The organism is Ruegeria sp. BF7 (genome assembly GCF_056538605.1).
The window spans coordinates 37,275-52,342 of record NZ_JBQFTM010000022.1; the positions used below are offsets into that span (position 1 = coordinate 37,275).

Genomic DNA, 15,068 nt, shown 5'->3' on the forward strand with positions numbered 1-15,068 from the left:
ACCCGCGTGCTATCCAAGATGAAATCGCCCATCTGAAAAATTCGAAGACCGGGGAACAGGCCATGGATCGCGCTCAGATCGTTCACGAAAACTTCCTGACCCGGGTCACGAAACGTGACTATCCCAAGGGTGCGCCGCCTCGTCCTGGCCTTAGCAACACTGACGCGGTATCGCTGTTTCGCTCTCAGGTTCTCAGCCGGGCGCTGGATCGCACCAGCCGAGCAATGCAGAAGGCGGGGCAGGGGTTCTATACAATCGGCTCATCCGGTCATGAGGGGATGGCGGCTGTGGCCCATGCCCTGCGCCCGACCGATATTGCGTTTTTGCACTATCGTGATGCGGCGTTTCAAATCGCCCGGGCCGAGCAAGTGCCGGGTCAGCAGATCGCCTGGGACATGCTGCTGAGTTTTGCGTGCTCGAAAGAGGACCCGACCTCGGGCGGGCGGCACAAGGTTCTTGGCTCCAAGGCGCTGATGATCCCGCCGCAGACCTCGACCATTGCCAGCCATCTGCCCAAGGCCGTTGGCGCGGCCTATAGTCTGGGCGCCGCTCGACGGCATGATCCTGAACATCGGGAGTTGCCCGAGGATGGAATTGCAATGTGTTCCTTTGGAGATGCTTCTGCCAACCATTCGACGGCGCAGGGGGCAATCAATACCGCTGGGTGGACCAGCGTGCAATCCACGCCGCTTCCTCTGCTGTTTGTGTGCGAGGACAACGGGATCGGGATCTCAGTCAAAACGCCCAAGGGCTGGATACAGGCGTCGATGGAGCATCGCCCGGGTATCAGGTATTTTCAGGCCAACGGGTTGGACATCTATGAGACTTACGCCGTGGCGCAAGAGGCCGCCGACTATGTGCGTACCCGCCGTAAACCTGCTTTCCTGCACCTGAAAACCGTGCGGCTTTATGGCCATGCGGGGGCGGATGTGCCGACCACCTACCTGTCGAAGTCCGAGGTTGAGTCGGACGAGGCTAACGACCCCTTGCTGCACTCTGTACGTTTACTCGACCACACTGGTGCACTGTCCCCAGCCGACGCGCTGAAAATCTATGAAGACACTTGCACCCGCACGGACCGGGTCGCGGCCGAGGCAGCAACGCGTCCGCATTTGGCCAATGTAACCGAGGTGCTGGCCAGCCTGATCCCGCCGAAACGTCCCTGCAAGCGCACCAATGGCCCCAGCGCCGAGGCCCGAGCCAAGGCCTTTGGCGGAGATATGCGCGCTATGGAAGACCCTCAACCCATGAGTCGCCTGATCAACTGGGCGCTGACCGATCTGATGCTGGAACATTGTGAGATCGTCTGTATGGGTGAAGACGTTGGCCGCAAGGGAGGCGTCTACGGCGTGACCCAGAAATTGCAGCAAAGGTTTGGACCGGACCGGGTGATCGACACGCTGCTGGACGAACAGTCCATTCTGGGGCTTGCCATCGGCATGGGGCACAACGGATTCATTCCGATCCCCGAGATTCAATTCCTCGCATATCTCCACAATGCCGAGGATCAGATCCGGGGCGAGGCTGCGACCCTGCCGTTTTTCTCGAACGGTCAGTTCACCAACCCTATGGTGCTGCGGATTGCCGGGCTGGGCTATCAAAAAGGGTTCGGCGGGCATTTCCACAACGACAACTCTCTGGCCGTGCTGCGGGATATTCCGGGTGTTATCATTGCCTGCCCCTCTACCGGCGCGGACGCGGCGCGGATGCTGCGTGAATGCGTGCGGTTGGCGCGGGAAGAGCAGCGGGTGGTGATGTTTCTGGAGCCGATTGCGCTCTATCCGATGCGAGATCTGCATGAGGCGCAGGATGGCGGGTGGATGACCACCTATCCCTCACCCGATCAACACATTGCGCTGGGTGAGGTGGGTGTGCACGGGGATGGTGCCGATCTGGGCATCGTGACCTACGGCAATGGGCATTATTTGTCGAAACAGGCCTTGCCTGAACTGGAGGCCGCTGGCGTGAAGACCCGGATCATTGACATGCGCTGGCTCGCGCCTCTGCCGGTTGAGGCCCTGCGCGAGGCCACCAAACCCTGCGCTCATGTTCTGGTCGTTGATGAATGCCGCCGCACCGGTAGCCAATCTGAGGCGCTGATGACGTTCTTTACCGAGGAAAGCCCCGATACGCCAACCGCCCGCGTTGTGGCAGAGGATTGCTTTATTGCCACTGGCCCGGCCTATGCCGCTCCGTTGCCGTCGAAAAACGGCATTGTTGCCGCCGCGTTGGCACTGACCGGAGGCCGCGCATGACCCGCACCGCTGTCGTTATCTGCCCCGGGCGGGGGACATACAACAAACCCGAACTGGGTTATCTGCACCGTCATCACAGGCAGCGGATGGGTCTGTTTCAGAGCTTCGATACCATCCGCGCCGAAGCGGGGCAGGAGGCCGTGACCGCGCTGGATGGCGCCAGTCGTTACACTGTCAGCAAGTATTCCCGCGGAGATGTGGCCTCGCCCCTGATCTATGCAGCATCGCTAGCCGATGCACAGGCTGTGGCCGAAGACATCGAAGTGGTCGCGGTCACAGGCAATTCGATGGGTTGGTACATCGCCTTGGCCGCAGGTGGTGCTCTGTCACCGCAGGACGGGTTCCGCGTGGTTAACACGATGGGCACGCTGATGCAGGACCAACTGATCGGTGGGCAGCTGGTTTTTCCGTTCGTGGGTGAAAACTGGGAAGACGATGCCACCCGTAAAGCTGAATTGCTGGCCGACGTGGCGCGGATCAACGCGTCCGATGGGTGCGATTTGGCGCTGTCCATTGATCTGGGCGGGATGCTGGTTCTGGCGGGGAATGAGGCGGGGCTAAAGGCATTTGAGGCTGCGCGGCCAATGATACAGGACCGTTTCCCGATGCGGCTTCCCAATCACGCGGCCTTTCACACCGCATTGCAGGCTCCGGTTGCGGCCGAAGGGAAAGCCCGGTTGGGCGCTGAGATGTTTGGTCAGCCAGAACGTCCTCTGATCGACGGGCGCGGAAAGATCTGGTGGCCGGGTGCCACGGACACGCATGCACTTTGGGATTATACGCTGGGCCATCAGGTGACCGAGAACTATGACTTTACTCGCGCGATCCAGACCGCCGCGCGCGAGTTCGCACCTGACCTGTTCATTGTGACAGGCCCCGGTGCGACTCTGGGTGGGGCCGTGGCGCAATCGCTGGTTCTGGCCGACTGGCGCAGTATGTCCGACAAGGCATCATTCCAGAAACAACAGGACGCGCAGCCTTTCTTGATTGCGATGGGCCGCGACGATCAGAGAACGCTTGCAACCGGCTGATCCAGCCCTGATGATCCGCGCGCATTCAAGGAGCCCCGCGTGAGCGACCACAACCAGCCCCTCTGGCTGAACACCTGTATGGAGCAGCTCGGTAGACTTCCCCTGAGCGACGACCTGACCGTTGATCTGGCGGTGATTGGAGGTGGCTATACAGGTTGTTCCGCAGCGCTGACGGCGGCTCAGGCCGGGGCATCAGTGTGCCTGCTGGAGGCGGAGGAGATCGGTCATGGCGGCTCGGGCCGCAACGTTGGGCTTGTGAACGCGGGGTTGTGGCTGCCGCCCAACGACATTCGTCAGCATCTTGGGGACGAAGCGGGGGGCAAACTGATTGAACTTCTGGCCGCCGCGCCCGGTGAAGTGTTTGATCTGATCGAAAGGCACGACATCAATTGCGAACCCGTGCGCAACGGAACGTTGCACTGTGCGCATTCCGCCAAAGGGCAGCGTGACCTGAAGACCCGGCACGCGCAGCTGTCCGCTACGGGTGCGCCGGTTGAATTACTGTCTGCAGACCAGACGGAACAACGCACCGGCAGTACGGCGTTCCATGGTGCCCTGTTCGATCCCCGCGCGGGGACGATCCAGCCGCTAAGCTACGTCCGGGGCCTTGCCCGCGCCGCTGCCGAGGCCGGGGCGCAGATTGCGACCCAAAGCCCGGTGCAGTCCATGCAGTACAGCGATTGCGTTTGGACGCTGAAAACCCCTAAGGCCACCGTACGTGCGAAATCGGTGATCCAGGCCACCAACGCCTATCATCAGGGGCTGCAGGCATCGGCACCGGAATATGTGCCGGTTTATTACTTCCAGTTCTCGACCGCGCCACTGTCGGACAATCTGCGCGCCAGTATTCTGCCGGGCGGAGAGGGGTGTTGGGATACCGGCCTGATCATGACCTCGTTCCGGATGGACGCCGCGGGCCGCTTGATCATCGGCGCGATGGGCGATCTGGGTCAGGCGGGCCGCGCTGCCCATACCGCCTGGATCAGACGCAAACTGTCCGAGCTTTTCCCGCAACTGGCCGGCCAGCCGCTGATTGAGGGGTGGCACGGGCGGATTGCCATGACCTCGGACCATATTCCCAAGATCACGCAGATCGGCCCCAACGCCCTGTCGGTTCATGGGTATTCCGGGCGTGGGATTGGGCCGGGCACCGTGTTTGGCCGTCTTATGGCAAAAAGTCTTCTGCAGGATGATCTGTCGCTGCTGCCTGTTCCTGCGGTCGCGGAATACCACGAAAGCTGGACAGGCCTGCGCCGTACCTATTTCGAAACCGGAGCGGCACTGACCCATTTCGTCAAGGCGCGGTTCTGGTCACGGTGACTCAGCCCTGCAATTTCGCGGCAACTGCCTCGATCCGGTCCCGCAACCAGCGATGGGCCGGATCGTTGGTCGAGCGCTGATGCCAGACCATGTAGATCGAGACCGGGTCGCAATCGAACGGCAAGGGCGCGCAATCCAGCGCCGCCAAGGGCCCATGTTTCATCAGCAATGTGTCGGTCGAGATCAGATCGCTGCCCTTCACGAAGGAAGGTATTGCGTTGAAATGCGGCAAGGTAACGGTGGGTGGTCGGATCTGGCTCTGGTCCACGCCGCGCATCACTGCGCGGGAACTGCGCCCGTCGGCAAAGCGCACTTCGACATGTTCGGTTTCGCAATAGCTGTGCCAACTGTCCGGAGTATTGCGCCGCGCTGCGTCGTAGAAGATCATCAACGGGCTGATCAGCACGCGTTTTTGGAAAATGTCCGGCCCATCGGGGGGCAGGGGGGTCAGCATCAACTGGCACCGGTCACTGCGCAGCAAGTCCGGGTCAGGGACGCCTGAGGGGATGAATCCCAGCCTCAGCCTGACGCCTTCAGCCCTAAGCGCGTGTAGCAGTGGTGGAAAGATCAACTCTCGCGGCATGTCGTTGGTGGCAATCTGGATACTGATCTCTTCGGCCAGAGGGTCAAACGGGCGGTCATCGGTCAGTGCGCGCATACCGTCCAGCACTTGTTGAACGGGCTCTTTCAAGGACAGGGCGCGTTCAGTTGGCGTCAGCCCCTGACCCGAGCGCACGAACAGCGGATCACCCAGCACCTGTCGCAGCTTGGCCAGCGTATGGCTGATCGCAGACTGCGTCACGCCCAGACGGTCAGCGGCCTTCGAGACCGAGCTTTCCTCGAGGATGGTCAGAAAAGTCCGCAGGACCTTGCCGTCCAGATCGGTGAAATCAGTTTTGCTCATACCATCTATGACTAGTCATGAATGGATTCGCAGTCCAGCGCGCATTAGGTGACAGTCATCATCAGGAGGCACGCGATGGGAATCCGCTTTTTCTCGGACAAGAACCGGCCGGTCCATATGGGCCCTTATCCGCTTGAGCGGTTGGCGCGGCAGGCGCTTCTGCCTGACTTTTCTGCGGTGAAACCGATGCAGACGATCGGCTTTCATCGTGCGGATCACCCCGAAAGCATTGTTAACGCGATGGGTGAATTCCAGGCGATGATGGATACGATCCGCGACGGGTTTGTGAACCCGGTGGTCTCAGAAATCCCCGACGATCCGTCACAGCGTGCCAATCACCTCAAGGCGTTTGGCTATTTCAATGATGCGTCCATGATCGGTTGTGGTCCCCTGTCGCCCGAAGCGATGCTGCCCGAACCCCGCCGTAATCCCGATATCGACCGTCTGGCCCATGCCTTGAAAACGCGGCAGACCAAGACGCTGGCCTCGGGGATCGACCTGATCATGGCCGATCTGAAAGACAGCATGGAGGCCGCCCCCAAGTCGATGAACACGCATCGCCACGCCATCGTCTTCCTATATGAACACAACCGCGACCCTGATCCGAATGAGCCCGGCGCGGAGTGGATCATCGACGCGCAGGATCATCGCGCCTGTCTGCTCGCGACCGAGAACGCGGTAGTCATCGCCAACTATATCCGTCTGCTGGGCTTTGACGCGCGGGCGCATACGGCAATGTCATCCGACGTTGATCTGGGCAAGCTGGCGGTGGCGGCGGGTTTGGCCTCGGTCGAGGATGGAGACATCGTGGCCCCGTGGTTGGGCAGGCGGTTCGGTCTGGCCGCCGTGACCACCGAGATGGAGATCGCCCATGACCAGCCCCTGCAGCCGATGGCGCAGCAACCGTGGTTCCGGACAGAAGGACCCGCCTGGTGGCTGGGCGCTGGGTTTGCCAAGAATGCGCTGAACCGTGACCCCTATGCCAAACGGCGTTACGAAGACGGGGCGCATCCGTTCGAGAACCTCAAGCGGGTTGATGCGCCGACCACCTATATCGACGAGGAAAACGTGGCCCGTGTGCCCAAACGCGCCGACATGTTTGCGCGGGCGCAGTTTGGCGATATGGGCAAGCCCCTGCAGGATGCGGCGAAGGGTGGATATTACGTGCGCAAGTCCGCCCCAAGTTGCGCGCAGCGCCGGGCGCTGGGCGCGTTTGTATTGCTGCAGGACGGTGAGAGCGCAGACGCCGCGCCCCCCACCAATGCCGCGCGCAATACCGCTAATATCAAGGCAACGACCTATTTCCTTGGTGTTGATGCGGTTGGCCTCAGCCGGTGTCCGGACTGGGCATGGTATTCCCATGACGCAACGGGCGAGGAGATTACCCCTCCTCACGATCAGGCCATCAGCATGATCATTGATCAGGGCTATGAAACGATGGAAGGCGCCAGCGGTGACGACTGGATCAGCGTCGCCCAGTCGATGCGCGCCTATCTGCGGTTCTCGCTATTGGGTGGCGTGATCGCGCAGCAGATCCGCAACCTCGGCTACAAGGCCAAGGCGCATACTGTAATGGATGGCGAAGTACTGCAGCCTCCGCTGTTGCTGTTGTCCGGGTTGGGCGAAGTCAGCCGGATTGGAGAGGTGATCCTGAACCCTTATCTCGGTCCGCGCCTGAAATCTGGTGCAGTGACGACGGATATGCCGATGGTGCACGACAAGCCGATCGATTTCGGGCTGCAAACGTTCTGTGAAAGCTGCAACAAATGCGCGCGCGAATGTCCTTCGGGGGCAATCACCGCCGGGCCTAAACTGATGTTCAACGGCTATGAAATCTGGAAGTCCGACAGCCAGAAATGCGCCACCTACCGGGTAACCACTCTGGGTGGAGCAATGTGCGGGCGGTGCATGAAGACCTGCCCGTGGAACCTTGAAGGCATCTTTAAGGAACGCCCGTTCCGCTGGGCTGCGATGAACATCCCTCAGGCCGCGTCTGCGTTGGCGAAACTGGATGATGCGGTTGGCAATGGTGACTTGAACGACATCAAGAAATGGTGGTGGGATATCGAATTGCAGTCAGATGGCGCTTATCGCCCCACCGAACACCCGCTGAACCGGCGCGGTCTGCAAACCGATCTGGACCTGACATACCAAGATCAGACACTGGCCGTCTACCCCGCTTATCTGGCGCCACACCCTTGGCCCTATCCGTTTGCCATGGACCGCGAGGCTGGGATCGCCGCCTATCAGGCAATGGTCACGGCCGAAGAATACAAGACCCGAAAGGCTGCAGGCGATATGTCAGTCATCCACCGCTATACCATCGCCGGGGATGCGCCCGTCATGCGGGTTAAGCTGACCAAGGTCGACAAGATGACGGCGGATGTGACCAAGTACGAATTCTCGGCGCTTAACGGAGCGCCGCTTCCGGAATGGACCGCGGGTGCGCATCTGGACGTGCTGGTCGCGCCGGAATTCCTGCGGCAGTATTCCATGTCGGGCGATCCGTCTGACCGGACGACCTATCAAATCGGTGTGCTGCGTGAGGATGAAGGGCGCGGCGGCTCAGCGCTGTTGCATCGTATCTTCAACGAGGGTCGCAAGGTCTTCGTCTCGAAACCGATAAACCATTTCGAACTGGATGAAACGGCGACCAAGACATTCCTGATGGGCGGTGGCATTGGCATCACCCCCATGATCGCCTTTGCCCACCGCCTTCACGCGCTGGGCAAGCCATTCGCATTGCACTATTCCGCCAGTACCCGCGACGCGGCGGGGTATCTTGACGATCTGGCTGCAATGCCTTGGGCGGAACACGTGCATTACCATTTCTCGGACGAAGGCACGCGCGCTGATCTCGACTTGATCCTGTCCGGTTATGAGGACGGCTGGCATGTCTATACCTGTGGCCCGGACCGCTATATGGACGGCGTCATGCAGGCGGCGGAACGGCAGGGTTTCCCCGAGGATGCGCGGCATCTAGAGTATTTCTCGGTTCCCGAACAGCCGGATTATGAAAACCACCCGTTCACCCTGAAGCTGGCGCAATCGGGGCGTGAGCTGACGGTGCCAGCCGAAAAAGATGCCGCACAGGTGTTGAACGAGGCCGGAATTCACGTGGACGTCAAATGCTCGGACGGCATTTGCGGGGTCTGCAAATGTGGTGTGGTATCCGGCGAAATCGAACATCGCGATTTCGTTCTGTCAAAAAAACAACGCGAGAGCGCTATCATCCTGTGCCAAAGCCGGGCTGCGCAACCCGATGGCATGATCGAACTCGACCTCTGACATGAGGTCAGGAAACGACATCCGATAACAGAAAAATTGGTCGCTCCTGCCATGGACGCCGAGGGGTTGCTGCACTAACGTCCCCTGCGAACCCCAGTGAACCCTGATCAACAGGTACGAGGTATTTCATGGATTATCACAGCCCCGCCAGCTTTGCCGAGGCGTCGGCTCTGGCTGCAAATGCGACGGGCATTACACGGTTTCTGGCAGGCGGCACCGATGTTCTGGTGCAGTTGCGCTCGGAGTTGGTGACGCCCGATACGCTGATCGACATCAAGAAAATTGACGGGGTGCGCGACATCACCCGCAACGCCGACGCCAGCTGGTCGCTGGGCGTCGCCGCAACGGGGGCCGAAATGAGCGAGCATCCCGATCTGGGTCGCGACTGGCCCGGCGTGGTCGAGGCGATGGACCTGATCGGCTCGACGCAGGTGCAGGGACGCGCGACGTTGACGGGCAACCTATGCAATGGCTCTCCGGCCGCGGATTCAGTGCCAGCGATGGTGGCGGCGGGCGTGACTGTCACCGTGACCGGCCCCGAAGGAACCCGCGAGGTTGCCGTAGAAGACATTCCAACCGGCCCCGGCAAGACCTCGTTGGCGAAGGGAGAGGTGATCTCAGCCGTCAACATCCCCGCACGGGGGGAGAATGGCGGCGACGCTTATCTGCGGTTCATACCGCGCACTGAAATGGACATTGCCGTGGTCGGTGTGGGGGTTAACCTGCGTCTGGACGGCGATATCATTACCGAAGCACGCGTCTCGCTGGGGGCCGTTGCCCCAACCGTTTTGCTTGCTGAAGGCTGCGCCAAGGCCATCATCGGCAGCACGCTGGACGATATCGCACTGGACGCACTGGCCGCTGCAGCGTCCGCCGCCTGCAACCCGATCGACGACAAGCGCGGCACCATCGCATTCCGCACCGAGGTCGCTGGCGTTCTGGCCAAGCGCGCCGCGAAAATCGCCTATGCCCGCGCCAAGGGAGAGCAAGCATGAGCAAGTTCCACGTATCCACCACCGTGAACGGGGACGCGGTCGAATACCTGTGTGACCCGCGAGAGACCCTGCTGGATTGCCTGCGCGACAAGCTGAACCTGACCGGCTCGAAAGAGGGCTGCGGCACCGGCGATTGCGGCGCGTGTTCGGTCACAGTCGATGGCCGTCTGGTCTGTTCCTGCCTAATGTTGGGTGTTGAGGCCGATGGCAAAACCATCGAAACTGTTGAAGGTATTGCGGATGGGGACGTTCTGCACCCGCTGCAGAAAAAGTTCATCGAACATGCTGCCCTTCAATGCGGTATCTGCACGCCGGGGATTCTGATTGCGGCCAAGTCGCTTCTGGAGAAGAACCCAAACCCGACCGAAGAGGAAACCCGGTACTGGCTGGCAGGAAACCTCTGCCGCTGCACCGGTTACGACAAGATCATTCGCGCTGTGATGGAAACGGCCGAAGAAATGCAGGAGGCTTCGTAATGGCTTTGGATGATCGTAAGTCTGAATTCACTTTCGTTGGCACCCGTCCGGACCGCCCGGATGGGCTGGATAAGGTAACAGGTCGTGCCAAGTTCGGGGCCGACGCCTATGCGCCGGGGATGCTGCACGGGGCCATCCTGCGGTCTCCACACGCCCATGCGCGGATCGTAAAGATCGACGCGTCCAAAGCAGAGACGCATAAGGACGTCAAAGCTGTCGTGACACGCGCGGACTTCGCCGAAGTGCCGTTCAAACCCGGTCTGGAAGGCGAGTTCTGGAACGTGCTGGAAAACGTCATGGCGGGCGAAAAGGCGCTGTATGACGGGCACGCGGTGGCAGCCGTTGCGGCAACGTCGGCTCTGGCGGCGCGCGATGCGCTGAAGCTGATCGAGGTCGAATACGAAGTCCTGCCCCATGTTACTGATGTAGACAAGGCAATGGCTCCGGATGCGCCTGTCATCCGCGAAGGTGCGGCGGACTATTCCGTGCCCGAAGGGATGCACCCGAACGTGGTCCGATATCATGAAAGCGGCCATGGCGACGTCGAAGCCGGTTTTGCCGAGGCCGATCTGGTGATGGAAGACAGCTTTGTGACCGAAGCGACCCACCAGGGTTACATCGAACCGCACGCCTGTCTGGGAATGCTGGGAAATGACGGCAAGGGTGAGTTGTGGTGCACCACCCAAGGCCATTGGATCGCGCAGAAAACCTGTGCGGCTTTGTTGGGCATCGAGACTTCGCAACTGCGCGTCACGGCTTCGGAGATTGGCGGCGGTTTCGGCGGCAAGACAACCGTTTTTATCGAACCCGTCGCGCTGGCGCTCAGTCGCAAGGCCAACCGCCCGGTCAAACTGGTGATGGCCCGGTCCGAGGTGTTCCGGGCGACCGGCCCGACCGCTTCGGCCTCGATGGATATCAAAATAGGCATGAAGAAGGACGGTACGATCACCGCGGCCCGTGGCGATTTCCGCCTGCAAGGCGGTGCGTTTCCGGGTGCTCCGGGCGATATGACCGCCATGTGTGCTTTCGCGGCGTACAACCTGACCAATGTCAAACAGATCGGCTATGACGTCATGGCCAACCGCCCCAAGCAAGCCGCCTACCGGGCACCCGGTGCGCCAATGGGGGCCTTTGCCGTTGAGTCGGTCATTGACGAGATGTGTAAAAAGCTGGGCCTGGACCCTATCGACGTCCGGCTGAAAAACGCAGCGCACGAAGGCACAAAAGCCAGCTATGGCCCGCGGTATGAGCGCATCGGCCTTGTCGAAACGCTTGAAGCAGCCAAGGCGCATCCGCATTACACTGCCCCGTTGAAACCGGGGCAGGGTCGCGGGATCTCCTGCGGGTTCTGGTTCAACCACGGTGGCGAGACGTCGGTGTCGCTGGCCCTGTCCGAGGACGGCTCGGCCCAGCTGATGGTTGGTACGCCGGATATCGGTGGTTCCCGCGCGTCGATGGCGCTGATGGCAGCCGAGGTTCTGGGTATTCCCTACGAGAATATCCGCGTCACCATCGCCGACACCGCAACGCTGGGCTACAATGACGTCAGCCACGGCTCACGCGTGACCTACGCGTCGGGTCTGGCGACAATCAAGGCGGCTAAACACGCGGTTGAGAAACTGTGTGAACGCGCCGCGGCCAAGTGGGGTATCCCGGTGGATGCAGTGAAATGGGAAAATGGCTGCGCGGTGCCTTCGGGGCCCAATGCGGGCGATTTCGACCCGATGCCGCTGGCCGATATCACCGCCGATATGGGCGCAACCGGAGGTCCGATCTCGGGGCATTTCGAGGCCACCCCCGAGGGTGCGGGCGTGTCTTTCGGTACCCATATCGTAGATGCAGAGGTTGACCCGGAAACCGGCAAGACATCAATCACCCGCTACACGGTCATTCAGGATGCGGGCAAGGCGATCCACCCGACATATGTGGAAGGCCAATACCAGGGTGGCGCCGCGCAGGGTATCGGCTGGGCGCTGAACGAGGAATACATCTATGGCGAAGACGGTCGCCTGCAGAACTCGATCTTCCTCGACTATCGCATCCCAGTTGCCAGCGACCTGCCGATGATCGACACTGTGATCGTCGAAGTGCCGAACCCCGGCCACCCGTTCGGTGTGCGCGGCGTGGGCGAAACCGGCATCGTGCCGCCTCTGGCGGCCATCGCCAACGCGGTGTCTCACGCAGCGGGCGTTCGCATGAAGCAGCTGCCGATGTCGCCACCGCGCATTCTGGCGGCGCTCAAGGACAATGGTTGAGGTCCACCTCTGGTCCGGCCTTCGGTCCTTGACCGGGGGCCAGCAGGTGGTGGAGGTCGAGGCCAAAACCACCGGTGAACTTTTGCGGGCACTGGTAAGGCTGCACCCGCAGCTTCAGGGGCCAGTAGATGCGGGTGTATCCATCGCCATTGACGGGCGCGTCATTGCCAGCGGATTGACCGAACCGATCCCCGAAGGCAGCGAGGTTTACCTTATGCAGCGTTTGAGGGGCGGTTAAGCCTCGGGCGACCACGGTTCGCGCCCGACCATGCGGTCGGCCTCGGCGGTAATGTCGTTCATATGCTGCTCAAGGCTTTGACGCAGCTCTTCGATTTGCTCTTCGGATGCTTTGCGCGGCACGGTTTCGGTCCACTCGCGGCATAGAAATACGCCCTTGTTCCGCCAGGGACGGGGCATCAATAGGCGATCCCATGTACCCGCTTCGCCGCCGTATTGCGCGGAAAAAGTGATGCCGAAAACCCGTTTGCCCGAGGTGCGTGCCCATACGAGTGGCACCGTGGAAAGCACACGCTCCGGGCCACGTGGCCCGTCGGCGGCGATGCCGATGGAAATCCCTTGCTTCATCTTGCCGAGCACTTCTCGCGACACGGCAACGTTGCTCTTGTGTTTGCTGGCCATGGCGATCGTGTCCATGCCGAACAGTTTCTGCACCCGGCCTACCATGCTGCCTGCTCGAGCAGACGAAGTGATTGAGCAGATGCGCCCTTTGTCCAGCGGGAAGAAATACGGCGACTGCGCTAGCCGCTGATGCCACAGAACCACGATGATCGGCTCACCCTCTTCGGCCAGTTGATCCAGTTCCTCGTACCCGATGCGCTGCCACGTGGTGTTGCGGTTGACCATTCGGATATAGCTCGCAATCCGTCGAGCAGCCCAGTTCAGGACGGCTTCGCTGTCGGCGATCTTTTTGCGAATGCTCACGGTTGGGGTCCTTTGTGCTGACCAAACCGTGTCTTATAGAACTCAACGCCGCACGCAACTTGTTTGTCGGGGGCATTAGTCGCGCGGAATCTGAAAAAGCCTCTTGAGTCCGCCGCGCGGCTGGCATATCTGAGGCGCACCTTAGGGGTATAGCTCAGTTGGTAGAGCGACGGTCTCCAAAACCGTAGGTCGCGGGTTCGAACCCTGCTGCCCCTGCCATTAAAATCAATCACTTACATGAGTATCGGTTTTCAAGCGCCAAGAAAATTGTGCGTTCTTCTGAAAAATGCGTGAATCGGGCAGTTGCTCTGGGCTGAGCAACTCGTTTTGCTGGACGCTCGAATCCTGACCATAACAGAGCGAATGCCAGGTTTTTCATGTCGGTCCTCAAATGCAGGATGAACCCCAACCCTCACCGACAAGCGGCAAATGAACCCTGGTTCTTTCCATGGTACTGGAAAGCAATTGCATTCCTGGCTCTGAACATAAACTGCCTGACAGTTGGGTTTTCACTCGCTTTTTCCCGTTGGAAAATGACGCATTGCCCATTTTTTTGGTAGATGCTGGCCAAAGGCAAAATCCGCTCTGCTGCCAAACTCGAACGATGCTCTGAACCCTAGAATCCCATCAGTAGCTGCCGCGATAGCAAAAAAGCCAGATCCACCGTAGGGCGCATAGGTTACCGTGACCGGTTTATGAAACAACTGCCCGACAAAGTACTGAACCGGTAATAGGTTCCTAGTGTGAACTGCTGGCTCTTCGCGGGCAATGCGATCCTGTGGAATGCGACCTTGCGCCAGACTCATTCCCCTGCATCATCAGCAAAGCCCGATGTCCACAATGCGCAACGAACCAGACATTCGACCGACAACGCCGATTGTCTGGTTCAGGGTAGCTGGCGTCACTCGCGTCCGGAAGTATCCCACCAATGCGGTTGCATGAACTGTGGGATCGCCTTTGTTTTGCCGTTCAGGCTGTTGAGCGTGCCAGCTGTAAGCTCAAGAGACATCCATGCTTCATGCGCCGTCAACAGGTTCGGGTACGGCGTCTGTTTGTCGGTCGGGGCAAAACCATACTGAGGGTAGAAGGTCGGGACGCCCAGAACGAATACAGCGTCTGTTCCAATGGACTTAAGGTGTTCGATGCTGGTTTCTATCAGTTCCTTGCCGACGCCTTGACCCTGATACTCCGGCGATACGCCACATGGGGCGAGCAGGTAGCATTTTTTGTCTGGGTGGTCCTCAAAGACAAACGGGGTGAATAGCACATTAGCTACAACCTGCCCTTCTCGTCTGACACTGATCGAAATCGTGTCTGGGTGGTCAAGGAAGTCTCTGGCAAGTTGGGCAGTTTCTTTGCCTTCTGCTTCACCAAAAGCCTGTCTGTGGACTTCCGAGATTGCGTCAATTTCTGTTCGGTTCATAGTACATTTCTTTTTTGTTTCATTTGTCGGCGCACCAGAACGCCACCCCAGGTCGGAGGCTCGTTTTGCGGCGCGTTAAGCAAAGTTTCGTCGCCTGGGTTTTTGAGAGCTCGGCCCTATACTTGCTCGCTTGGATGCCTCCGCATGAGCGGCACAGAATATGGGCCGGTCACGCTGGA

General features: G+C 60.0%; 12 protein-coding genes and 1 tRNA gene. 9 read left to right on the top strand and 4 right to left on the bottom strand.

What is annotated here, in order from left to right; translation table 11 throughout:
- The first annotated feature begins 62 nt into the window (after nt 1-62).
- The 3 genes from ACR0IK_RS22755 to ACR0IK_RS22765 are packed head-to-tail and all read left to right on the top strand — an operon-like array spanning nt 63 to nt 4,606.
- On the top strand, nt 63-2,255 hold the full coding sequence (locus ACR0IK_RS22755; RefSeq protein WP_480643405.1) for a dehydrogenase E1 component subunit alpha/beta: 2,193 nt from the start codon (nt 63-65) through the stop codon (nt 2,253-2,255).
- A complete protein-coding gene (locus ACR0IK_RS22760; protein WP_480643407.1) occupies nt 2,252-3,286 on the top strand; it encodes an ACP S-malonyltransferase in 1,035 nt (344 codons plus the stop codon). The genes ACR0IK_RS22755 and ACR0IK_RS22760 overlap by 4 nt, the downstream gene beginning before the upstream one ends.
- A 39-nt stretch (nt 3,287-3,325) precedes the next feature.
- Nucleotides 3,326-4,606, top strand: a complete 1,281-nt coding sequence (locus ACR0IK_RS22765) for an NAD(P)/FAD-dependent oxidoreductase (RefSeq protein ID WP_480643408.1) — start codon at nt 3,326-3,328, stop codon at nt 4,604-4,606.
- Nucleotide 4,607: 1 nt separating this feature from the next.
- Here the strand turns inward: ACR0IK_RS22765 and ACR0IK_RS22770 are convergent, their stop codons facing one another.
- A complete protein-coding gene (locus ACR0IK_RS22770) occupies nt 4,608-5,510 on the bottom strand; it encodes a LysR family transcriptional regulator (RefSeq protein WP_480643410.1) in 903 nt (300 codons plus the stop codon).
- A 75-nt stretch (nt 5,511-5,585) separates the two neighbouring features.
- Between ACR0IK_RS22770 and ACR0IK_RS22775 the strand changes: the two genes are divergently transcribed.
- The 5 genes from ACR0IK_RS22775 (at nt 5,586) to ACR0IK_RS22795 (ending at nt 12,762) form a co-directional block, all read left to right on the top strand.
- Nucleotides 5,586-8,798, top strand: coding sequence for a reductive dehalogenase (locus tag ACR0IK_RS22775; RefSeq protein ID WP_480643412.1), 3,213 nt, complete (start codon nt 5,586-5,588; stop codon nt 8,796-8,798).
- A 128-nt stretch (nt 8,799-8,926) separates the two neighbouring features.
- A complete protein-coding gene (locus ACR0IK_RS22780; protein WP_480643413.1) occupies nt 8,927-9,793 on the top strand; it encodes an FAD binding domain-containing protein in 867 nt (288 codons plus the stop codon).
- On the top strand, nt 9,790-10,269 hold the full coding sequence (locus ACR0IK_RS22785; RefSeq protein ID WP_480595317.1) for a (2Fe-2S)-binding protein: 480 nt from the start codon (nt 9,790-9,792) through the stop codon (nt 10,267-10,269). Before ACR0IK_RS22780 ends, ACR0IK_RS22785 begins: the two co-directional genes overlap by 4 nt.
- Nucleotides 10,269-12,524: a xanthine dehydrogenase family protein molybdopterin-binding subunit gene (locus tag ACR0IK_RS22790; protein WP_480643414.1), complete on the top strand. Its 2,256-nt coding sequence runs from the start codon at nt 10,269-10,271 to the stop codon at nt 12,522-12,524. Before ACR0IK_RS22785 ends, ACR0IK_RS22790 begins: the two co-directional genes overlap by 1 nt.
- Nucleotides 12,517-12,762, top strand: a complete 246-nt coding sequence (locus ACR0IK_RS22795; RefSeq protein ID WP_480595315.1) for a MoaD/ThiS family protein — start codon at nt 12,517-12,519, stop codon at nt 12,760-12,762. The genes ACR0IK_RS22790 and ACR0IK_RS22795 overlap by 8 nt, the downstream gene beginning before the upstream one ends.
- Here ACR0IK_RS22795 and ACR0IK_RS22800 read toward each other — a convergent pair.
- Nucleotides 12,759-13,466 carry a lysophospholipid acyltransferase family protein gene (locus ACR0IK_RS22800; protein WP_480595314.1) on the bottom strand — a complete coding sequence of 236 codons (708 nt, stop codon included), beginning with the start codon at nt 13,464-13,466 and terminating at the stop codon, nt 12,759-12,761. The genes ACR0IK_RS22795 and ACR0IK_RS22800 overlap by 4 nt on opposite strands.
- A 143-nt stretch (nt 13,467-13,609) precedes the next feature.
- Between ACR0IK_RS22800 and ACR0IK_RS22805 the strand changes: the two genes are divergently transcribed.
- Nucleotides 13,610-13,685, top strand: a tRNA-Trp gene (locus ACR0IK_RS22805).
- Between the two features lie 290 nt (nt 13,686-13,975).
- On the opposite strand, the gene ACR0IK_RS22810 is transcribed toward ACR0IK_RS22805, so the two are convergent.
- Both ACR0IK_RS22810 and ACR0IK_RS22815 read right to left on the bottom strand, forming a co-directional pair.
- Nucleotides 13,976-14,272, bottom strand: a complete 297-nt coding sequence (locus tag ACR0IK_RS22810) for a hypothetical protein (RefSeq protein WP_480643415.1) — start codon at nt 14,270-14,272, stop codon at nt 13,976-13,978.
- A 95-nt stretch (nt 14,273-14,367) separates the two neighbouring features.
- A complete protein-coding gene (locus ACR0IK_RS22815; RefSeq protein WP_480643416.1) occupies nt 14,368-14,889 on the bottom strand; it encodes a GNAT family N-acetyltransferase in 522 nt (173 codons plus the stop codon).
- Nucleotides 14,890-15,068 lie beyond the last annotated feature (179 nt).